Source organism: Sinorhizobium sp. BG8 (assembly GCF_016864555.1).
Classification (GTDB): domain Bacteria; phylum Pseudomonadota; class Alphaproteobacteria; order Rhizobiales; family Rhizobiaceae; genus BG8.
Genome location: NZ_CP044011.1, coordinates 2,576,995 through 2,598,018 on the forward strand (window position 1 = coordinate 2,576,995; position 21,024 = coordinate 2,598,018).

Genomic DNA, 21,024 nt, shown 5'->3' on the forward strand with positions numbered 1-21,024 from the left:
CGCCTCGCAGTGTATCCGCGGCGGAACGACAGGATGATCGCATGGCTGCCGCGAGCGGGGAAAACCGAGAAACGGTTTGGGCTGAACGGGGGCAGGTTCCGGCGGCATGTCCTCGTGCTGCTCCACGTGGCGACTGGGGCAGGCACGGGAGAAGAAGATCCGGCAAGGTCCGGTTGCAGGTGGGCTGCAAGGGGTGTCCGATGAACCGCCGCCGTGTCTTCCGGGCAGGGGACCGAGGGTGTTTTGAACCGAAGTGACCGGGTAGAGAATACCCTGCGTGGCCTTTCAATTTCCGCGCGTAGAACGCTGGAAGCGCGCGGATTTCCGAAAGACGATTTGCGGGGAGCTCAGTATTGCCAGCCAAAATATATCTTTCGGCAGATTTTCAATTCGCTTTGAGGAAGTAACATCGCAATCCGTATCACTCGCCCAAAAGCCGCAACCACCAGGAGCGCCCGGTATTGTCTCAAGCAAGCACAAGCGCTTTCGGGTCTGATGCGGTTTTCGGTGCCGGAGTGGCGACGCGCGAGAGGCTGGCCTACCTCCATTATTTCCGCGGCCTGACGATGCTGCAGATCATGATCATGCATGCCGGGCGCGGCTTCATGCTGCGGGGCTACGACGAACCGGTTGCCGCGTCGAACCCGGTCTTCATCGCAAACGACATCCTTTTTCACAACACGACGCTCTACTTCACGCTAATTTCAGGGATATTCTATTCCCGCAGCCTCTCGAAGCAGCCGGTGACCGATTTCTACAAGGGGCGCCTGCGGAACATTGCGGCGCCCTATGTGGTGATGACGGTCCTGTTCACGACCCTCGTCTTCTTCCTGTCCGCAAACGGCGCGCCCGATGGCATCAGCATCGGCTCCTTTGCAAGGACGCTCGGCTACAATCTCTTGTGGGGCGAGGCGCAGGTCGTCTACTGGTATATACCGGTGGTGCTGCTTCTTTACGCTCTCAGTCCCGTGTTGCACGCTCTGCTTGCTTCGCGCTTTCGCAACTTGCTCCTGGCCTCGGCAATCATTCTACCGATGTTGTTCTCCCGGACGGGCACAGAAGTTACGCTATCGACGATCCTATACTTTACCGGTGCATATATTATTGGATTGTACCTCGGCAGGGATATCGAAGGCCGGCTGACGGACGTTTCCCGCTATGCATGGTTGCTCGGACTTCTCGCCGTCGCGGCGACCGCCACCCTCGTCGTGCTCAATGCACGCGACATCGACTACTGGGGCCCGACCTCGCTCAGGGAGAGCGTCTACTACGTGCAGAAGCTGTCGCTCGGTCTGCTGCTCATGCTCTGGGTCTGGCGTTTCTCGGGCGGATTGCCGCCGGGGCCCGCGCGGCTGCTTTCGCTTTTCGGGTCCTATGCGTTCGGGCTCTACTTCCTCCACGGCTTCGTGTTCCGCCGCTTCATCGGTTTCTCGGCGGATATAGCGTCGTCACCGGATTCGAACTGGGATCTCGTCCTCGGGGGGGCGATTACGTTCCTGCTTGGAACGGCAACCTGTTTTGCCGTCATCTTCGTCCTGCGTTGGGTGCTGGGCAGATATTCGCGGCTAGTGGTGGGAGCATGATGGAGAAAGGCGACCGGGAACCGGGAGGGTCCGGCAGGGAAGAAAAGGGCCGGCAGCAGCGCGCGATCGAGGCGGCGTGGCGGTATCGGCTGCCCGCTGGCCGGAGGCCGCGCCCATGAAGCTCAACCCGCTGTCCGTCGACGGCGCCTTCCTGATCGAACTCGACCAGCAGGAAGACGAGCGCGGCAATTTTACCAAGCTCTTCTCGGCCGATCTTCTCATCGAACAGGGCCTCATCGCCTCGATCGGACAGATCAACAATTCGGTCACGTTCAATGCCGGGACCGTCCGGGGCCTGCACTATCAGGTGGAGCCGGCCGCCGAGGCGAAGATTTTGAGATGCGTGCGCGGGCGCATCTACGACGTCGTTGCGGATGTCCGCCACGGATCCCCGACATTCGGCCGCTGGGCGGGTGTGGAACTCTCAGCGGAAAAGCTCTCGCTCGTCTATGTTCCGCCCGGCTGCGCGCATGGTTTCATGTCTCTCACCGACGCGACCGAAGTGATCTACACCACGTCGGCCGGGTATTCCGAGCAGCATGAACGCGTCGTTCGATGGGACGACCCCTTCTTCGCGATCGGCTGGCCGATGGCGCCCACCCGTGTATCGCAGAAGGATTCGAGCGCGGCCGACTTCGCGCTTCCCGGGCGCGCGGTGCAACGCGACAGGGTGTGCGAGCCCCACAACTGAGGCCGACACGCCGCGTGGCGGCGTCATGCCGGAGATGCTCCGCTGCCACCCGACCGGGTTGCGCTCTGCTCCGAAATTCAGGTCGGCGAGGCGGAAAAGGCACGCTCGAGCCCGGCGATATCGAGCTTGATCATTCCCAGCATGGCTTCGGTGGCCCGCTTCGCAGCCGCGCGGTCGGGATCGTCGACCATTTCGATGAGCACGCGCGGAACGATCTGCCAGCACAGGCCCCAGCGATCTCTCAGCCAGCCGCATTGCTCCGTGGCGCCGCCATCGGCGAGCAGGCCATCCCAGATCCGGTCGATTTCCTCCTGGGTATCGCACAGGACCTGGATCGAGAAGGAATGGTTGAACGGATCGAGAGGGCCTGCTTCCAACGCAGTGAAATGCTGGTCGCCGAGCGTGAACTCGATGATCGTGACGCTGCCGGGCGGGCCGCTCGGTGTCTCCGCCGGCACGCCGGACGTGCGGATGACTTTGGAGTTCGGGATGAGCGAAACGTAGTGCGCGACCGCCTCGCGGGCCTTTTCGGCGAACCACAGATGGGAAATGACCTTCGGCATGAATGAAACCCTCCTTGCTCGTAACCGGGTGGTTACATCCGAAGGACGTTCCGCTTGCGCCGTTTCCGACAGGGGCAGGGAATTTGCGGAACCAGGTAGCAGATGCCACCAATTGACAACGACGCGGCGTTGGCAGCTTTGCGCCAGAGGCGGTCATTTCACCATTGCGGAAATGCACTGATTGCTATGGTTCTGATAGCGCCAAACGCCTCGGATAGATCACCGTCATTCGTACGCGACGAACGAAATCGCGTTCCCGTCGGGGTCACGGACATGGAAGTCCGTTCCACCCCAGTTCTGGCTGGTTGGTTCCTGAACAAACTCTGCGCCGCGTCCTTTCAGCTCCTCAAAAAGCCCGTGCACGTCCGAGACCTCAATTGTGGCGAGGACAAGCGAGACCTCGCGTGCCGCCAGATCGGCAAAATTCGGTTTGCTGACACAGCGAAGATGCAGGCAGGCCGCGCCGCGCGACACAGAGCCGTAAAACGGCGGCGTACCGTGGAGGAAATCGACGTCAAATCCGAGTTTCTCATTAAAGAATCGGGCGCTCGCGGGCACATCACGCACAAAGAGGATCGGGACAATAGACGTCAGGGAAATTTCGCTCATGCAATTCTCCGGAACGCCGATAGCTACTGGTTGAGTCTACAGGTCGATTCGTATGTCTGCAAAGGGGGGCGAGCCAAGCGACAGCGCCTCGTGGGCAAAGTGCCCTCATCTCGGACATAGCTTGCATCCTAGCAAAATCCCATAAGCGGCATCTCGGCGGATCCGCGAGTCGGCAGGTTTGCGCCAAGAGCGGTCATCCCCATGCAGGTGAAGCAACGTCCTGTCGGCGATTTTGCGTTCTTTTAAAACCTTGACCGTCTTCATGATGTTCGGCGCAGGACCCTGCCGGCCGATGACGTGGGAGAGCACCTCTGCAACCACTTCCTCGCTTGCCATGTCCCGGTCTCGACGATCATCGAACGAGGGCGAGCAATGTGTTAATCGTCTTGGAAGGTAACGGACGCGTCAATAGCTCGGTCGGGTGGTGAACGCATATCTCGCGGCGCTGGCCGCCAAACTCTGCCGAGGCCGGCGGGCTATCGAATGGGAGTGCACAAAAGTCGAGAATACTCACTGAGGGATGAGGCAATGGACGACGATCATAAGAAACGCATGATCCTTGAATTCCTGAGGAAGCACATCTTGGCGGTCATTGCGACATGCCACCGCAACGGAACGCCGGAGGCGGCCACGATCGACTTCTCGGTGCTGGACAATCTTGAGATCGTGTTCAGCTCTTTCAAAGAGACACGGAAGTTCGGCAATCTGGCGGAGCGTCCCGGCGTCGCGTTCGTTGTCGGATGGGACGACAACATCACGGTTCAATACGAGGGTGAGGCAACAAAGGTTCCTGCCGCCGATATCGAACAATACCAGGAAGCCCTTCTCAACAGCGTTCCTGCCGACCGGGAGTTTATCGAGAGAGGAGCAGTGATGTTCAAAGCAACGCCGCGGTGGATTCGATATTCCGATTTCAACAAGGAGCCTCCCGAGCTGATCCAGATTCAATTCTGACAGACGCAACGGCTTCGAGTCGCCGTCCGAGGGCGTCGGCTAAGGCTAAATCGTGACACCGACGGCCGCAATGGGCCTAATTGCGGACATCCGCGTTCATCCGCCAAGCGCCAAAAGCGGTCACCAGCTTGTTAGGTTGAACAACCTGTCCGGAAACATGGGGCAAGCCCACTTATGCCGTGTCATGGGAATGTTATCATTTCATCTGCGTCAACATGGCTGATGTTGTACGCAGCAGTCTTGAGGTAGTGCTCCCTCACGATAGATAGTGACAAGTAATAGCCTGGAAATATCTGAAATGTGGGATTGGTTCCCTATAGTCTTCTTTCCGCTCAAGGTTCTCGTGTTAGGCACGGGCATGTTCTTCGCCATCAAGTGGCATCACGATCAAGCGAAGAAGAAATAACGAAACCAGCGGACCGTAAGCGCCCACCGATTAGAGAAGCGCCGCCCATTTCGTCTGCTTAGGGCCCAAAAGTGGACGAAGTGCCATGATCGGAATGCGCCGAATACAGATCTCCCCCGACGTCTCCTTCGCAGCACAGCGGATATCGCGCCAACTTCCAAGCGCCCCTCGACCAAGAGGCGCTGCTTTGCGAAGCTCTGCTACTTGCGGGCCTTCGGCTACTTGATGATGATCTTCCCCGTCATGCCCTTGTCCGCGAGATCGGGAACCGACCATGTATACTCGCCGGGCCGCACAGCTGTGAACTGGACGCTGATCGTCCCTTCCGAATCGAACTCGAGCCACGCGGGCGCGCCGTTCATGTGCACCTCTAGATCGTTGATGACGATCTGGTTCATCCAGACATTGCGGAACAGATCGGTCTGGAACTTGTATTCGAGCCCCGCCGCCGAGGTTATCTTCCAGCGATACCCCTGACCGGAGACAAGTTCGAAATCCTTCTGGTTCACCGCGTAGCTGTCGTCCTTCGATCCGAGGATCAGCTCGGGAACGTTCTTGCTGGCTCGGGTGACGGCCGCCGGCTGTTCGTCGCCATCGTCGTCATCCTCCTGGGCAAAGGCGTAGGGTTGGATGCACAGAACACCAATCAGCGCGGCGAAAGCGAGTATTTTGGACTTCATCATTCTTCTCCTCCTCTAAGAACTTTGATGCAATTCAGTTCGGTGCCACGACCACTCCCCAGGGCATGGCGCCGACGGTGACGGATTTTATCGGCTCGTCCGTTGCCGTATCGATAAACGTGATGTCGTTCGAGAGCCCGTTGGTGCTGATGATATATTTGCCGTCCGGCGTGAACGCGAGCTGCCAGACCCTCTGGCCAACGAGGATGTATTTCTCGACTTCGTAGGTTTCGGTGTTGACCACTGCGACCCGGTTTGCCGGGCCAAGGGCGACATAGGCCTTCTTCCCGTCCGCCGAAATGCGCAGGCCCACCGGCTGGATCGCTTCCGACCGAATTCCCTGGATTTCGAAGGTGATCTTCTTCTTGACCTCGCGAGTGGCGTTATCGACAACGGAGACCGTCCCGCCGATTTCGGACGTTATCCACGCCTCGGATCCATCGGGCTTGAATTCGGCGAAGCGCGGGCGCGCATCGACCAGCACGTTGTTGACGATCTCATGGGTCGACGTGTCGATGAAATGGGCCATGTTGGTCGTTTCGGACGTGTTGACCATCGTCTTGCCGTCCGGGCTGATGCCCATGCCCTCCGGCTCCACGCCAACCGGTATCTCTGTGATAAGGCTGCCTTTCTCGACGTCGATCACCGTGACGAGATTGTCGTCCTCATTGGCGACGTAGAGTGTCTTGCCGTCCGGCGAAAGCACGAACAGCTCCGGATCCGGCCCGGAGGGCAGGGAGCCGATGATTTCATGTGTCGCGGTGTCGATAACCTCGACCGTGTCGTCATCGCTGGCGCAAACATACAGATGCTTCCCATCGTGAGAGATGGTGATGCCGCGCGGCCTCTGACCCACATTGATCGTCTTGACCACCTCCATGGTGGCTGAATCGACCACCGTAACCGTATTGTCCTTTTCGTTGGAAACATAGATCGCATTGGCCCAGGACGGCTGGGCATAGGCTAAGGCCGCCGCCGTGCCGAGGCATAATATCGGATACCTGCGCATTCTTCTCCTCCCTGCAATTTCTAGTTTAGCTTACAGGCCAACTGCCCAAGGAACTTGCCGGTCGTGTTGTTGTCGTTGATCGCGACCGTCGCGCCGGCCACTCCCTCGTCGCGCGGCGGCACGTCCAGAACTGAAAGCGCAAGTTGCGGCTCGTAGGCGCGCAGATATTCGATCCGGATTTCTAGGGGGCTTTTGCCCTCTTGCGCCAAAGGTGCGGACGCAGTGGGCTAGAGAAACCGAGGAAGAAAGCAAGAATAATTGGCACCACGTTTTCAAGGCCGTAACCCTCCGGGTGCCGTCCTCGACAAGGACGCCGCCGCTCCAGGTGCCACTATGTTCCCGCGTGTCGCCGCCTTGTGAAACGCTGGTCGATACCGCATTCCACAAGGTGAACATTCTTGATCTACAACCCGCGGTGGACGCCGGACGGCCCGGTTGAGTTCAGGGAGTGGGCCTCCCGGACGCCCAGTTCGCGTGTAAGCACCAAGCCTTTGAGCCAAATGCTCCGATATCCTATGAAGAGTGTTCTGGTGGCGCTATGGAAGATGGGCGCGACTTGATTGCCAAAAGTTCCCGAACACGTTGCCAACAATTCCCTTGTAGGAGAGGATGCCCTGGGCAGAACTGGTTTTGCCTGGTGTGAGCGAATTTGGGTGTTGGACGAGGCACCGAGGCCGAATAGTCGGCGAAGATTGCCCCTCAGGCCAGAGCGGGAGAGACAATAGCCGGGATGGCAATCGAGAACTCGGGCATAGCACCCCATCACTACGCGACGTTGCCGGTCGACGCGGAGCGGTCAGCACGGGTGTCCGGGCTTGATGGGCGGCCAGTTCGGCTATGGGATCGAGTTTCCCTGCGATGGCAAATTCTCTCGGCATTCTTCATTGCCACGCTTCTCGCTGGCATCGTCGCCGCGGTTGTCACTGTCTACGATGCGCGCCGGGCTGCCGAATTGGAGATCGCAGCATCGATGCGACTGGCGGAGCGTGTTGTGGTCGAAGCAATCGGTCACGCCCCGTCGGGTGGAACGGGTTCCACTGTTCTCGCGAATCTCGCAAGGGAGTTGGACGGCCTGCGGCATGTTCGAGTTCTCGTGACCGGTGACGGGGGCGGCATGGCATCACTGTTGCCATCGGAGGACAACGAGAGGCAAGAGGAAACAGTGTCGGCACCCGCCTGGTTTACTAGCCTCGTGCGGGTCAATGACGTAAGGCGCGAGATGCGGATCGGCTTGAGCGGACATCAGATTGGCTCCGTCGTGCTTATTGGCCACGCCGGCGACGAGATCGCCGAAGTGTGGAAAGACAGCAAAAATCTTGCCGCGGTCGCCCTTGCGCTTAACGCGGGCGTGGCTGCCATACTTTACGTCGCGCTTGGACGCGTCCTTCGCCCACTGATCAATCTTGGTGAAGGCCTGGAGAAACTGGAAAGAGGTCAGTTCCAATATCGTCTCGCTCGGTCAACGATACCGGAGTTGGCCAATGTCGCTGGCCGCTTCAATGCCCTCGCAGACCGACTGGCTGCCGCGAAAGCCGAAAACAGCCGACTGACGACCAGATTGATCACCGTTCAGGACGACGAGCGGCATCATATCGCGACCGAACTTCACGACGAAATAGGACCCTGTCTGTTCGGCCTCAAAGCGAACATCGCGTCACTGGACCAGTTCGCTGATGACCTTCCGCCAGCCTCAGCCGATCGTATGCGGGAACGCGCGGCGACGCTTGGCGATATAACCGACAAAATCCAAATGCTGAACCGTCGCCTTTTGAACAGAGTTCGCCCGATGGCATTGGGACACGTACCCCTTACTGATCTCGTGACCGGCCTCGTCGCGGACTTCGAGCGGCTCAATACAAGCACAGGAATCTCCCTGGCCCTTGGCGTGGTCGCCCATAGCTATGGCGACAGCATCGATCTTACGGTCTATCGTTGCCTCCAAGAGGGCATAACGAATGCCAAGCGTCATGGAGAAGCGAGGACCATTGCCGTGGAACTGGACGAAATACCAGTTGAGAACGGGCTCTCCCGCGACGCGTCCTCTGCGGTTTTGCACCTTTCCATCAGGGATGATGGGCACGGTTTCGCAGTAGAAACGCCCTGGGGCTTCGGCCTAACCGGAATGGAAGAGCGCGTGCGCGCACTCGGCGGCACCCTGGCGATCGTCGGATTGTCGCAAAGAGGCACCACCCTTACGATTACAATTCCGTTCGACAAAAGCCGAGTACAGACCGCTTCAAAGGCTCGAGGCCGACAAGGAACTAACAAATGACGCGCGTGCTGATTGTCGATGATCATCCAATCGTGCTGCAAGGCTGCAGACGCGTCCTGGAGGACGCGGGCATGTCCGAGATCGCGGAGGCCAGCAGCGCCGTCAACGGCTATCGACTTTTTCGGCGCAACCATCCGGAAATTGTCATCGTCGATCTTGCCTTGCAAGGTAACAGATTGGGCGGGCTTGATCTGATACGCCGCATGCGGTTTCAGAACCGCCGCGTTCCGATCCTGGTCCTCAGCATGCACGCTGATCCTCATATCGTTAGCCGTGCTTTGGAGGCTGGCGCTACCGGCTATGTGCTGAAGGACGCAGGTCCTCGCGACTTTATGGAGGCGATCCAGACGATACGCGCAGGCAAGCCGTACCTGAACCATGAAATCGCCGTGCAGGTGGCCATTCTGGGACCGCGTCAAAGTAGCGGCCTTCACGGCGATCTTTCGCCAAGAGAGTTGCAGACGCTCGCCTTGCTCGCCGAAGGTAAACCATACGCCGAGATCGCGCAGGATCTCAACGTTAGCTACAAGACCGTCGCCAACAATTGCTCGCAACTAAAGGAGAAACTTGGCGCACGCAATCTTCCGGAATTGATCCGAATGGCAATCCAGTACGTCACTGACGGACACGACCGACGGCTCACTCGGCCCCCTGGAATATGACATACTGACTTCGCAGTGGCTTGGCTGAGAAAATCGGAAGGCAAAATCTCCGTTGTCTTAACGTGTGTACGCTCGACGCACGAAAACCTTCGCGCGGAAATCTGCCGCTTTAGGGCCAGAAACCGAAATCCGCGTTCGTCCGCTAAACGCCCCCTAGTCGGCCGTAGAGACCAAATTGGCCGCTACCCGAAAGCAGACGTCGCCCAGCGACAAAGATGCCCGACTTAATTGCGCCAAAGGCATACGTGAGACCGGTTCTTATGTTGGTGTCCGCCGAAAAAACCGCTCTTCCTCTGTGCGATTGATGACTTGCGCCCATTGGGTATAGTGGAGCGCTCCGATTAACACGCTGCTGTGCAAGCGCCGTCTGCCGGTCGCGCGACTGTTCTTATATTGGGGGACGAGATGTCCAACAATGAAGCGCCGACGAACGAGAATGCTCCCTCCCGAGAGATCCGGAATGGAGGGGAGCTTGCTCTGCTGGAAACCATTCCTGGCCACGTGTGGTCGACGGATCCGGTCGGTCGTTTCACCTTCCGGAATCGCAGCATGGAATCCTTTTTTGGGGGTGGTTTCCCAAGAGATCTGGGGGACTGGCTGGAACGCGTGCACACGGACGACCAGCGCCCTGTTGCCGAGACCTGGCAGGCGAGTATTGACACTGGCCAACCACTCGAGAGTGCGCACCGCCTCTGCGGCATTGACGACAAGTACCGTTGGTTTCGCGTGTCCGGACGACCAGTCAGAGACGTCTTTGGACATATCCTCGCTTGGCACGGCCAGACGATCGACATCGAGGATGAAAAGCGGGCCGCAGAGGAATTGCGAGCCCGCTCAATTGAGTTGTCTCTCTTGGTCGACATTGTTCCGAGCCACGTTTGGCTGATGGCGCCCGAGGGCACGACGACCACGGTCAACAAGCACATGGCAGACTTCCTCGGCCTCGACCTGTCCAATGCCGGGAATGTTGAGGCCGTGATGGAAACGATCTTTCATCCCGACGACTCCGAGCCTGTTCGCAGCGAGCTCGGCCGTTGCCTGGCGACGGGTGAGAGTTTTTCAATGAGCTACAGACTTCTGCGGGCAGACGACACGTTTCGTTGGATGTTGGGACGAGTCGAACCAATACGGGACAAGGACGGAAACATCGTACAGTGGTTCGGCCTCTGCCACGACATAGAGGACCAGGTCCAAGCGGCAGCAGCCCTGCGCCGTTCTGCTGAACAGCTTGCTCACGCCGCTCGAGCAGCCAACCTGTCCCAGCTCGCCGCTTCTATCGCACACGAGATCAACCAACCGCTTACCGCGGTAGTAACGGATTCCGAAGTGTGTGTGCGATGGCTGTCTGCGGATCCCCCAAACGTCGAGCGTGGCAAGCAGGCGGCCGAAAGGGTCACGCAAGACGCACTCTCGGCCTTAGATATAGTCGGCCGCATTCGAGCACTGTTCAGGCGCCAGCCACAGACGCGGACGATGGAGGACATCAATCGTCTGGTGACGGAGGTGGTGGCCCTCATGTCCGACGAGTTCTCGGCGAACATGACCCGGGTCGATATGGAACTGGGCGTCCATCTTCCTACGGTCGCGCTGGACCGGATACAGGTGCAACAGGTTCTCGTAAATCTTATCCGGAATGGGATCCAGGCCATGGACGGCACCAACCCAGCCCGTGCCTTGAAGATCAAGTCAACCTGCGATCCTGCAAATGCAATCCTCGTCTCCGTAGAGGATGCAGGAACTGGCTTTACACATCCCGATCGCGTGTTTGAGCCCTTTTTCACAACGAAGAGCAACGGCATGGGGATGGGACTTCCGATTTGTCGTTCGATAGTCGAGGCCCATGGAGGGCGTCTCTGGGTGGAGAACAATCTCACGGGCGGAGCCACGGTCTCGTTCACGCTGCCAGCTACGGAAACCTAATGCCGCGGTTATCTATTGCGGTCGTACTCAGGAGATATTTGGCGCAGACTCTTGAGAGATCAGTCCGTGCGGAGCTTTCCAACCTTTCTGACGAGATCGGCAAGCGACCGAGTTTTCATTTTTCGCATGACGCTCATCCGATGAATCTTCACGGTCATCTCGCAGACGCCAAGCTGGTAGGCGACCTGCTTGTTCATGAGGCCACTGACAACCCCAAACATCACTTCCGTTTCCCGCGGCGTAAGCGTGTCGGCCAGCGTTCGAACCTCATCGCGCTCGGCATCTGCTTGGCGCCGCTCGACATTCACCTGCATTGCATGGTCTACGGCTTCAAGCAAAGCCTGGCTGACAAACGGTTTCATTATGAAATCGGTCGCACCTGCCTTGAGCGCCGCCACGCTGGACGGGACGTCTGCGTGCCCTGTGAGGAAAATCACGGGCATCCTGCTGCCAAGAGAGGCCAACCGGCTTTGCACATCGAGACCAGTCTCGCCAGGCATTTGAAGATCCACTACGACGCAACCGGGACAGTCAGCATCATCAACGGTTTCAAAGAACTCCGTGCCGCTGGCAAAGGCCGCCGCCCTCATGTTGGTCACCGTGAAAAGGTCAAGAAGGGAATCCCGCACGCTCCTGTTGTCATCGATAACGTAGACCGTTGGTTCGATGCTGGGATTCATACCTGCGTTCGAGTTCAACATGTGTGCCTCCGCCCATAGCCCGGTGGATGTGCCTCCGATCCGGTCTTCCTGCCGCTGCAAGGGGTGAGGATTCCCATTTCGATGGCAGAGTTTACGAGCCTTGAAACGAGGTGACCCAAAGTGCCTGAAGCGGCTGCGACGGGTTGCATGCGGCGCTCCACATCGGACGACGTGACACTGGCTGACTGCCAGTTTTGACCACCTGTAAAGTAGCTGTGAAGCATTGGTTGCAAGCGATCGATGGCATTCGCAAACAGGGCCTCAGGCGAAGCATTCGCCTCGAATTCGTCCCAGAGCAACCGAAATTCCACCGCCTGATCCTGGGGCAACAACTCGAAGATCCGTTCGGCAGCCCTGATTTCCCGTTCAAGCTTGTCGGTCGCGCCAACATTGTCGAAGGCAAAGGTATCGCCGGCATCAATTTCGACGATATCATGGATGAGCAGCATCTTGATGACGCGCGGTAGGTCGATGGTCCTGTCGGAATGCTCGGAAAGCACTACTGCCATCAGCGCCACTTGCCACGTGTGTTCCGCATCGTTCTCGACGCGCGAGCGATCCAGCAACGGTGTTCTGCGCAAGACGGTTTTGAGCTTTTCGACTTCAAGTACGAAAGCGAGTTGCTCTGACAGGCGACGGTCGCCTGTGAAATCCTCGATAGATCCTGCCGTCATTCGACTGGCCACGTTTATCCTCCTTTGGCTGGTTCAAAGCGCTTGCGTGAATTCCGTTCGCTTCGGACTGATGTGGATGCCTTCGTCCGAACTGATTGGGAGGAGCAAAGCAAAGTGCTCCTTGATTTCAACTGACGTTTGCGTCCTCGTCACCGCGACGTGCTCCGGGCTGGCCCCTGTTCCCTGGATGGAGAAGTACGTCAGATCGTGCAGGCCGATGGTGCCGAGGATCGTCGTCAGATAGGGTGTCAGAAAGTCTGGCTGGCGGGCCTGTTCCCCCGAGAACCGTCCTCCGGAGGCAACGGCCACGTAAACGGGACGATCACTCAGCATGCCGACCTTACCTCGTGCACCGATTGTGAAGGTCCTACGAGCCCGAACGACATAATCTAGCCATGCCTTCAGCGAGGCCGGGACGGTAAGATTGTGCATCGGTGTACTAACGACAAGGTAATCCGCGCCTTCAAGCTCTCGGACAAGCAGCTCCGACACCGCCATGGATCCTTCCCGTGAGACGTCCTCCCGAGATGACTGAGAAAGGGCATAGTCGTTGTCGATGTGCTGAAGAGAGCCGTCTCCGATGACCCGTTCGCGAACGCTGACAGCTGGCTCTCTTGCCAGCAAGGCCCTTATGATTTCCTGAGAAAGCCGGTAGCTCTCGGCGGTCTTGCCCCGCGGGCTGCAGCTCACATGTAGAATTGTCTTCATGGCTCGGTCCTGAAAAAGTTGGCCGTGCCAACGATTTGGCACAGGATTTCGGCCCAGGTTACCGCGAGAGCGGCTCGTTCCACAGAACCAAGAATGGCGTTTGTGTGTGGGCCATAATAGAGTCGCGGAACAACGCGGACGAGGGATAGTGAAGATGAGCGGTATTCGGAAAAGCAATATCTCTCCCCCGGATCCGAACGCCGACAAGCCTTACTATCGGCAAATTTACGATCGGTTCCTCAATGCATTCTCGGAAGGTGTCCTCAAGCCCGGGGATCGGATACCCGCAGTGCGCGCGCTTGCGAAAGAACTGGGACTGGCAAGAGGCACGGTAGAACAGGCCTACTCCTTGTTGGCGGCGGAAGGATACGTCCTGTCCCTCGGCCAGGCGGGGACCATCGTTTCTCCGGATATCAAGCCACAGCGATCCAGGCCACCTTCAGCCCGCAGCTTTGACCCGCTTCTCGCTCCAGTAACCTATCGGCCCGATACGGTTTTGCCTTTTCAAATGGGGCTTCCAGCGTTGGATGCCTTTCCACGAAAGATATGGGCAAGATTGGGAGCACGGCTGGCTCGCGCTATGCAGCCAGAGGACATGGTCCATCCGGATGTCCGCGGACTTTCCACGCTGCGGACCCAACTTGCCGCGTATTTGCAGGTTTCGCGTGGGATCAACTGCTCTCCCGAGCAGGTCTTCGTCACCAGCGGGTACAGGCATTCGGTCGAGCTTGTGTCCCACTCTCTGTTGAACGCCGGAGACAGCGTATGGCTTGAGAGCCCTGGTTACCCTCCCACCAGAAGGATCCTAGAGCACATGAAAATCACTCCGGTTCCGGTCGCCGTCGATCGGGACGGAATCATGGTTCCAGATGGCATCAAGTCTGCTCCTCGGGCGCGAGCGGCGGTCGTGACGCCCGCACACCAGAGTCCACTCTCGATGTCACTGTCGCTGCCTCGGCGCCTGGAACTGCTGAACTGGGCATCGGAAACCAAGGCTTGGATCGTCGAGGACGACTATGACGGCGAGTACCGTTATGTCAGCCGCCCGCTTTCTGCTCTAAAGAGCCTCGATAGGGATGGTCGGGTCGTATACACAGGGACTTTCAGTAAGGTTCTGTTCCCAGCCATTCGGCTGTCCTACCTCGTGGTGCCAGAGGCCCAGATCGAAACATTCGAACGCGTCGCAGGAGATCTTTCCGGCGGAAGCCCTTCTTTCACTCAAGCCATTGTCTCGGACTTCATGAACGGGGGGCATTTTGCGCGACACATTCAGCGCATGCGGCGGCTGTATTCGGAGCGCCGGGAGGCGACTGTAGCAGGGCTGGACCTTGCGCTCGGCGACAGAGCGGTACGGATCGATCCGCAACCCGGAGGCATGCATCTGATCTTGCGTGTACCGGATGTACCCGACTACGAGCTCGTTTCACGAATGCGGGTAGATGGACTGTATGCGGAAGCGCTGTCGGACTGGACGTTCGAAGGAAATCGGATGTCAGCCATTCTTGTCAACTTTACCAATGTGACGTCGCGGTCGATGGCGGAATCACTCGGTATCCGCATCTGCAAGCTTTTGGACGCTTGATTTATGGCCCAGGTCGGAACTCCATTCTTGGACCTTCAAAACTAGGCCAACAAGAGCGACCTTCCACTTCATCAAGAAAGGGAAGGAACGTTATGACCAATCGTATCAAGTATGCAGAGGTTTCACCGGAAGGCTACAAGGCGTTCGGCGGCGTCTACATGACACTGCAGAAGGGCACTTTGGCGAAGGGCCTTGTCGATCTCGTCAATCTCCGTGTGTCTCAGATTAACGGCTGCGCCTTTTGCATCGACATGCACACGCGCGACCTGATCAAGGAGGGCGTAGATGTCGAGAAGCTCGCGCTGGTAGCGGTATGGCGAGATGCGGGGGCTCTTTTCACAAACCGTGAGCGCGCAGCTCTCGCCTGGGCGGAAACCGTTACCCGCATTTGCGAAACAGGTGTCCCTGATTCCGAGTATGCGGCTGCGGCCGGCTCATTCAACGACAAGGAACTTGCGGATCTCACCTACGCGATCGGCTTGATGAACGCCTTCAATCGATTTGGCGTGTCGTTCCGCTCCATGCCCGTGGCTGCGACCAAGGCCGCTTAACACAGGATACTACGGGTGCTGGCAGGGCCCTCTCTTCGTCAGCGCCCGCCGCTTCATGTGGCCCATTCCAAAGGACATCATCAATATGGCGTGGGGCATGCTCGTCCTCGCAGGCACTCTCGAGATCGTCTTCGCGGTAGCCATGAAATCATCCGAGGGCTTCACGCGAGCCCTCCCAACACTTGTGACCATTGCAAGCGGCCTGTCCAGCGTACTGCTGTTGTCACTCTCTCTGCGTTCGCTGCCGGTCGGGACAGGCTATGCAGTCTGGACAGGTATTGGAGCTGCAGGAACTGCGATCGTCGGAATGATTGCTTTCGGTGATCCGGTCGGGCTGCCGAGACTTCTTTGCATCGGCCTCATCTTTTCAGGGGTCATCGGACTGAAAATCGTGGGTTGAGACTTTCACTACCGGCGATGTCGGTGAGTGATAGCTGCTTACGCTGGAGGCTGGAGGAACGAGCGCAGTTATCTCCACGAAGCCGGAACTCTGACCGCAAGGAGAAGAATTTGTCCGCTATGGTCGAACATCGGTTTTCGCACGTCGACCGCTTTGCGCCCGCATTTTCAGTCGTAGAGACCAACTTGGCCGCGGCCCGAAAGCAGACGTCGCCGGTGACAGGGCTGGACGGCTTGATTGCGCCTTCATAACGGTCATCGAGCCACCGGTCGATGTCGCTGCAAAGCGGACATGACGCGGAGACAACGCGGGTCGCAGTTGCGACAGAAGCGGTCATAACACGATCTTCTGTGTAATGGCGGCGGCTCACTACAGCGCCGTCGCCGGCAGTGTCATTTCAACTTGATCTGAACTTCCTTCAGGTCGCCTTTGAACGCGAAGGGTGGTGTGTAATCGAAGGTCACCGGTTGCCCGCTATCTCCACCAACTCCAAAGGTGTCGATCCCAAAGCGACCCGCGACGGTCTTCTCGATCTTGCCTTCGGCGACCTTCTTGTCATCGATGAATATGCTGGCAGTGCCGGATTTGCCGAGTTCTTTTCCACCCTCGTAGTCGAAATCGAACTGTTGGATCGTCATGCCGAGGCCGAATGCGAGCGGGCAATGGCTCTATTTGGTCCCTTCGCCATTCGGCGGAGGTGCTCCTCCAAAATCCTCAGCCACCCTGCAGAAGTTGACCGATTCGCCCGTCGCTACATCGCCTCGTCTGTGATACATTGGGGTTGAAGCGCTTAGCGCACGCAACCAATCGACCGCTTCAATCCCTGAAAATCTGCAAATTCACCGGACACGGGAGTGCAGGAGGTGCCCCAATGTCACCTCAATGAATGCGGCATTAGTTGCGAGTTCGGATGTTCGCGCATGCGGGACGCGACCGGCTGTGAATGCTTTTGCGAGAGCATGTCACTTCCACCTCTCCAACTTTTCAAGGCGAGGGGGCGGGCTGACCATGACATGATTTTGAGCTTCAGCGCTACCGACATGCCACTTTGCCGGCTAGCCCAGTGGTTCGATATATTGTTTCCCGGGCAGATACTCGTACCAGCTTCGAGGGTTAGCGAGTTGGTCACTACGGATGAAGCGATCAGGGACATCAAGCTCGGGGAATTGATCTAGCGTATAGGCCTGGTGCCATTGCAGAAGCCCCTGGTTGGACGCCACCTTGCGGACTACGTCGGTAATAGTGGGGAAGGATGTTGCGGTTCAAGCTAGACAGGCGCCGCCAGCCTCCCGATCAGGTTTTTCACCAACCATTCCCGGTCTCTCCCTGGAACCAAGCTGCTAGCCGTTTCGTTGCAGGACAGTGACATCACACCCACGGAGGAGATCACAATGGGCATCGAACAAGCACCGACGAAACAGGGCAAAGAATCCGCGCGCGGCCTTCGCAAGGCTGCCGCCGCAGAGGAACGCAAGGTGGAAGCAGAGAAGGGCTCTGAACTTCCTAAAGGAGCGGATCGTTTTGAGGAGCGCTCACGCAGTTCGGACGGGAAGAGCGCCGGCGAAAAGCAACGAGACTGAGTTTTCCGCGCGCGCGGAGCTTTTCAGTTGTTCGGGATGCTCGAATGACTGATCACTATGCGCTTTCCGTATCTTGCATCCAGCTGCGGTTGTGTGTTCAGCAGTTCGTGGGTCACGGGCTTTCTTTTCGGTGTGGAAATTCCAAAGCTTCATTCCCATCTTATGCCAAGAGAAGGACGCCTTCTCAAGCTGGCCAAAGACGGAAAAATCCGGAAAACTTAAGACTTACAGAAACATAGGAGACATGAATGGGTGCCGAACTCGGTCCTCACGTTCAGATGCGCACACTGGCGGAGCGTATGGCCACTGGTTATCAGATGGACACAAAACTCGACTTGGAGCCGTTGGTCGCGCACTACATGGAAGAGGTTGAAGTAAACATTGCTTCCGACAGGTTCGATCACTCGGGATTCATGAGCAACATTCGCGGCCCTCTAAAGATTGTTGCCACAGAAACTTCCAATCCTCGACGCAAGGAGTTCCTGCAAGCCGTGGTCGACGCCCTTCAGAGCCGTCTCCAACAGCCCTAAGCCGACTTAGCCCCGGCCACGCCTCGAGTTCGCTTCTTTGGACGATTAATTGGGTGGCGGGTTCAAAGCCAAACCTTATCACCGGTTTCGAGTTCTCGTCGACGCACGAAAGTTCAAGATGGTTGAGCTTGGCGGCGGCGGTGCGCGAGGCAAGACCCGCGCTCCACTCTGGGGCTTGATAGGTTTTAGCTATCGACACATGCTGTGCGCCCGCTTGACGGGAGAACCGCACAAAAACTACCTGGGCGCATGGACAATTCTTTCATCGGTAAGAAATCGTCAGCCGCTGGCGGCTGGGGGGCGTTGAAAAGCTGCGGCAAAAGACTCCTGCAGACCGGAATGCCAATATCCGGCGCCCGGACGATGCTCAAGGCAAACCAGCCCGATGGGTTCGATTGCCCTGGTTGCGCATGGGGTGACCCCGAACACGGCTCGTCCTTCGAGTTCTGCGAAAACGGTGTAAAGGCCGTGGCCTGGGAAGCGACCGAGAAGCGTGCTTCGCCCACGTTCTTCGCCGCACATACGGTCACCGAGTTGCGGCGGATGACCGACTACGAGGTCGAACTGAATGGCCGGCTCACACATCCGATGCGCTATGATCGGCTGTCTGACCGATATGTCCCGGTCGAGTGGGAGTCAGCGTTCTCGGAAATCGGCACGATCCTTCGCGACCTGCCGACTCCGGACAGCGCCGAGTTCTATACGTCGGGCCGTGCGAGCAACGAAGCAGCCTACCTCTACCAGCTCTTTGTACGCCTCTACGGAACCAACAATTTCCCGGATTGCTCGAACATGTGCCACGAGGCAAGCGGTGTCGCCTTGAAACAGGCCATTGGGGTCGGGAAGGGCACGGTCCTTCTTGAGGACTTCGAACACGCCGACGCCATCTTTGTCATTGGACAGAACCCCGGCACGAACCATCCTCGCATGCTCGGTGATCTTCGTCGTGCCGCCATGCGCGGCGCCCGTATCCTGGTCTTCAATCCAGTTAGGGAGAAGGGGCTAGAGAGGTTCTCCGATCCCCAGGACAAGATCGAGATGATCCGCGGCGGCTCGACCGAAATCGCCAGCCACTATTTTCAGCCGAAACTTGGCGGAGACATGGCTGCTTTCCGCGGAATGGCGAAGGTGGTGTTCGATGCTGAACGCGATGCCATCGCTTCCGGCGACCCATCGGTCTTGGACCAAGCGTTTATCGCGGAGCACTGCCAGGGATTCGAGCAATACCGCGATGCGGTCGAGGCCACCTCGTGGGGCGAGATTGAAAGCCAGTCAGGTCTCACACGAGAAGATATCGAGAAGGCTGCAGAGGTCTACCTGAACGCCTCGAAAGTGATCTGCACCTGGGCAATGGGAGTAACGCAGCATCACCACTCGGTGGAGACAATCCGTGAGATTGCCAACTTCATGTTCCTGCGTGGCAACGTGGGCAAGCCTGGCAATGGCCTATGCCCCGTCCGTGGCCACTCCAACGTTCAAGGCGACCGCACGGTCGGGATCAACGAGCAACCGTCGTCCGAATTCCTGGACGCACTCGAAGCGGAGTTCGGCGTTCCCATGCCACGCCGCCATGGCCACAATGTCCTGGCGGCCATAGGAGCGATGCTTGACGGCTCGGCCAAGGCGTTCATCGGGCTTGGCGGCAACTTCGCTCGCGCCACGCCGGACAGTACCCTTGTCGAGAAGGCGCTGAAGAACCTGAAGCTTACCGTCAACATCGCGACGAAGCCCAATCATTCGCATCTGATGCCGGGCGAGGTCTCCTACATCCTGCCATGTCTCGGCCGGACGGAAATGGAACTGTCCGCCGATGGGAGGTCTCAGCTCATCAGCGTGGAGGACTCCATGAGCATGGTTCACGGCTCGGCTGGCATCAACCGACCGGCTTCACCCCATCTTCTTTCTGAAGTGGCGATCATCGCCGGCATCGCCGGCGCGACGGTTGGATCGGACGTCGTGGATTGGAAGGCGCTTGCCGGGAACTACGACCTGATCCGCGACCGCATCGAGGCTACGATCCCAGGGTTCGACAATTACAACGAGCGCCTTCGCAAACCACGCGGCTTCCATCTGCGAAATGCCGCGGCCCACAGGGAGTGGAATACCGACAGCGGCAAGGCAACCTTCTCGTTCTGCCGGCTGCCGGAGGAGACAGTGCATCAGCGCGCGTCGAAGCGCGAGGGCCATTTCGCTTTGCAGACATTCCGCTCGCACGACCAGTACAACACGACCGTCTACGGCTTGGACGACCGCTATCGCGGCGTCTATGGCGAACGCAACGTGGTGTTTGTCAATCCGGCGGATCTGGCAGAGCTTGGCGCTGTGGCCGGGGACCGTGCCGATATCGTCGGACGCCACGACGATGGCGTCGAGCGGGTCGCACCAAACTTCCGCTTTGTGCCCTACGACATCCCACGGGGTAGCGTCGCCGGCTACTATCCGGAACTCAATGTCCTCGTGCCATTGAGCAGCTTTGGAGACCAAAGTGATACGCCGACGTCGAAGTCGGTCATGGTCTCCTTTCGAATGCGGGAGACGGCGTGAGCACGGCGGCCGACATTGAGGCATACTTCGACCTCGTCGCTGCACACCAGCGGCGAGATCCGGCTCTAACGCCACTGCAGGCCGGAATACTCTCTGGGGCTGATCTCGGCATAGCGACGGACACGCGGACATTCGCCCGTGCTCTTGGCATCGCACATGCGCTGGTACTTCGCGAACTGGCGGCGCTGGTTGAGCGTGATGTCGGAATTCGGATTATACGACGTGACGAGCGGACAATGCGCGTCTTCTACGCGTTCAACTCTGACGGCTAAGCCCGCTGTGGACGTTTTCCAGCGGGGTTGACCGCATCAAATGCTTTTGAAGATCGCGGGGTGCGGTTATGGCCCGTTTCGGGCGATTCCGCATTCGCGAAGCCGACGGGGTGGCTTTCCTTCGTTCAGCCTA

23 protein-coding genes are annotated in these 21,024 nt (G+C 58.3%); 13 read left to right on the forward strand and 10 right to left on the reverse strand.

What is annotated here, in order from left to right; translation table 11 throughout:
- Nucleotides 1-461 precede the first annotated feature (461 nt).
- The gene (locus F3Y30_RS12250; RefSeq protein WP_203422988.1) at nt 462-1,583 is read left to right on the forward strand and encodes an acyltransferase; all 1,122 of its coding nucleotides are present in this window, start codon (nt 462-464) and stop codon (nt 1,581-1,583) included.
- Between the two features lie 115 nt (nt 1,584-1,698).
- On the forward strand, nt 1,699-2,274 hold the full coding sequence (locus F3Y30_RS12255) for a dTDP-4-dehydrorhamnose 3,5-epimerase family protein (RefSeq protein ID WP_203422989.1): 576 nt from the start codon (nt 1,699-1,701) through the stop codon (nt 2,272-2,274).
- A gap of 77 nt (nt 2,275-2,351) precedes the next feature.
- Here F3Y30_RS12255 and F3Y30_RS12260 read toward each other — a convergent pair whose 3' ends face one another.
- The 3 genes from F3Y30_RS12260 to F3Y30_RS12270 form a co-directional block, all read right to left on the reverse strand.
- Entirely contained in the window at nt 2,352-2,837 is a 486-nt protein-coding gene (locus F3Y30_RS12260) for a VOC family protein (protein ID WP_203422990.1), read from the reverse strand.
- A 225-nt stretch (nt 2,838-3,062) separates the two neighbouring features.
- Nucleotides 3,063-3,446, reverse strand: coding sequence for a glyoxalase superfamily protein (locus F3Y30_RS12265; RefSeq protein WP_203422991.1), 384 nt, complete (start codon nt 3,444-3,446; stop codon nt 3,063-3,065).
- A 105-nt stretch (nt 3,447-3,551) separates the two neighbouring features.
- Nucleotides 3,552-3,782 (reverse strand): hypothetical protein, encoded by a 231-nt coding sequence (locus F3Y30_RS12270; protein WP_203422992.1) that lies wholly within the window; start codon nt 3,780-3,782, stop codon nt 3,552-3,554.
- A 216-nt stretch (nt 3,783-3,998) separates the two neighbouring features.
- Here F3Y30_RS12270 and F3Y30_RS12275 point away from each other — a divergent pair, with 216 nt between their 5' ends.
- Nucleotides 3,999-4,400, forward strand: coding sequence for a pyridoxamine 5'-phosphate oxidase family protein (locus F3Y30_RS12275; protein WP_281435463.1), 402 nt, complete (start codon nt 3,999-4,001; stop codon nt 4,398-4,400).
- Nucleotides 4,401-5,024: 624 nt separating this feature from the next.
- On the opposite strand, the gene F3Y30_RS12280 is transcribed toward F3Y30_RS12275, so the two are convergent.
- From F3Y30_RS12280 to F3Y30_RS12290, 3 genes are read right to left on the reverse strand one after another with little or no spacing between them, the layout of a single operon-like run.
- Nucleotides 5,025-5,489 (reverse strand): hypothetical protein, encoded by a 465-nt coding sequence (locus tag F3Y30_RS12280; RefSeq protein ID WP_203422993.1) that lies wholly within the window; start codon nt 5,487-5,489, stop codon nt 5,025-5,027.
- A 31-nt stretch (nt 5,490-5,520) separates the two neighbouring features.
- Entirely contained in the window at nt 5,521-6,495 is a 975-nt protein-coding gene (locus F3Y30_RS12285; protein WP_203422994.1) for a YVTN family beta-propeller repeat protein, read from the reverse strand.
- 20 nt (nt 6,496-6,515) lie between these two features.
- Entirely contained in the window at nt 6,516-6,704 is a 189-nt protein-coding gene (locus F3Y30_RS12290) for a hypothetical protein (RefSeq protein WP_246752725.1), read from the reverse strand.
- 521 nt (nt 6,705-7,225) lie between these two features.
- Here F3Y30_RS12290 and F3Y30_RS12295 point away from each other — a divergent pair.
- From F3Y30_RS12295 to F3Y30_RS12305, 3 genes are all read left to right on the forward strand, one after another.
- Nucleotides 7,226-8,767 carry an ATP-binding protein gene (locus F3Y30_RS12295; RefSeq protein WP_203422995.1) on the forward strand — a complete coding sequence of 514 codons (1,542 nt, stop codon included), beginning with the start codon at nt 7,226-7,228 and terminating at the stop codon, nt 8,765-8,767.
- Nucleotides 8,764-9,429 (forward strand): response regulator transcription factor, encoded by a 666-nt coding sequence (locus F3Y30_RS12300; protein WP_203422996.1) that lies wholly within the window; start codon nt 8,764-8,766, stop codon nt 9,427-9,429. The genes F3Y30_RS12295 and F3Y30_RS12300 overlap by 4 nt, the downstream gene beginning before the upstream one ends.
- A 405-nt stretch (nt 9,430-9,834) precedes the next feature.
- Entirely contained in the window at nt 9,835-11,349 is a 1,515-nt protein-coding gene (locus F3Y30_RS12305) for a PAS domain-containing sensor histidine kinase (RefSeq protein WP_203422997.1), read from the forward strand.
- Nucleotides 11,350-11,408: 59 nt separating this feature from the next.
- Here F3Y30_RS12305 and F3Y30_RS12310 read toward each other — a convergent pair whose 3' ends face one another.
- From F3Y30_RS12310 to F3Y30_RS12320, 3 genes are read right to left on the reverse strand one after another with little or no spacing between them, the layout of a single operon-like run.
- The gene (locus F3Y30_RS12310) at nt 11,409-12,050 is read right to left on the reverse strand and encodes a response regulator (RefSeq protein ID WP_203422998.1); all 642 of its coding nucleotides are present in this window, start codon (nt 12,048-12,050) and stop codon (nt 11,409-11,411) included.
- The gene (locus F3Y30_RS12315; protein ID WP_246752726.1) at nt 12,044-12,736 is read right to left on the reverse strand and encodes an HD domain-containing protein; all 693 of its coding nucleotides are present in this window, start codon (nt 12,734-12,736) and stop codon (nt 12,044-12,046) included. The genes F3Y30_RS12310 and F3Y30_RS12315 overlap by 7 nt, the downstream gene beginning before the upstream one ends.
- Before the next feature lie 21 nt (nt 12,737-12,757).
- The gene (locus F3Y30_RS12320; protein ID WP_203422999.1) at nt 12,758-13,432 is read right to left on the reverse strand and encodes an NAD(P)H-dependent oxidoreductase; all 675 of its coding nucleotides are present in this window, start codon (nt 13,430-13,432) and stop codon (nt 12,758-12,760) included.
- A 154-nt stretch (nt 13,433-13,586) separates the two neighbouring features.
- Here F3Y30_RS12320 and F3Y30_RS12325 point away from each other — a divergent pair, with 154 nt between their 5' ends.
- From F3Y30_RS12325 to F3Y30_RS12335, 3 genes are all read left to right on the forward strand, one after another.
- The gene (locus tag F3Y30_RS12325) at nt 13,587-15,014 is read left to right on the forward strand and encodes a PLP-dependent aminotransferase family protein (RefSeq protein WP_203423000.1); all 1,428 of its coding nucleotides are present in this window, start codon (nt 13,587-13,589) and stop codon (nt 15,012-15,014) included.
- A 92-nt stretch (nt 15,015-15,106) separates the two neighbouring features.
- Nucleotides 15,107-15,565, forward strand: a complete 459-nt coding sequence (locus F3Y30_RS12330; RefSeq protein ID WP_203423001.1) for a carboxymuconolactone decarboxylase family protein — start codon at nt 15,107-15,109, stop codon at nt 15,563-15,565.
- Nucleotides 15,566-15,650: 85 nt separating this feature from the next.
- Nucleotides 15,651-15,965, forward strand: coding sequence for a multidrug efflux SMR transporter (locus F3Y30_RS12335; RefSeq protein WP_203423002.1), 315 nt, complete (start codon nt 15,651-15,653; stop codon nt 15,963-15,965).
- 392 nt (nt 15,966-16,357) lie between these two features.
- Here F3Y30_RS12335 and F3Y30_RS12340 read toward each other — a convergent pair whose 3' ends face one another.
- The gene (locus F3Y30_RS12340) at nt 16,358-16,603 is read right to left on the reverse strand and encodes a hypothetical protein (RefSeq protein WP_203423003.1); all 246 of its coding nucleotides are present in this window, start codon (nt 16,601-16,603) and stop codon (nt 16,358-16,360) included.
- Between the two features lie 753 nt (nt 16,604-17,356).
- On the opposite strand from F3Y30_RS12340, the gene F3Y30_RS12345 reads away from it, so the two are divergent.
- The 4 genes from F3Y30_RS12345 (at nt 17,357) to F3Y30_RS12360 (ending at nt 20,891) form a co-directional block, all read left to right on the forward strand.
- Complete coding sequence (locus tag F3Y30_RS12345) at nt 17,357-17,545, forward strand: hypothetical protein (RefSeq protein WP_203423004.1); 189 nt, start codon at nt 17,357-17,359, stop codon at nt 17,543-17,545.
- A 248-nt stretch (nt 17,546-17,793) separates the two neighbouring features.
- A complete protein-coding gene (locus F3Y30_RS12350) occupies nt 17,794-18,075 on the forward strand; it encodes a hypothetical protein (protein WP_203423005.1) in 282 nt (93 codons plus the stop codon).
- Between the two features lie 249 nt (nt 18,076-18,324).
- Nucleotides 18,325-20,619, forward strand: a complete 2,295-nt coding sequence (locus F3Y30_RS12355; RefSeq protein ID WP_203423006.1) for an FdhF/YdeP family oxidoreductase — start codon at nt 18,325-18,327, stop codon at nt 20,617-20,619.
- The gene (locus F3Y30_RS12360; RefSeq protein ID WP_203423007.1) at nt 20,616-20,891 is read left to right on the forward strand and encodes a hypothetical protein; all 276 of its coding nucleotides are present in this window, start codon (nt 20,616-20,618) and stop codon (nt 20,889-20,891) included. Before F3Y30_RS12355 ends, F3Y30_RS12360 begins: the two co-directional genes overlap by 4 nt.
- The last annotated feature ends 133 nt before the right edge of the window (nt 20,892-21,024 follow it).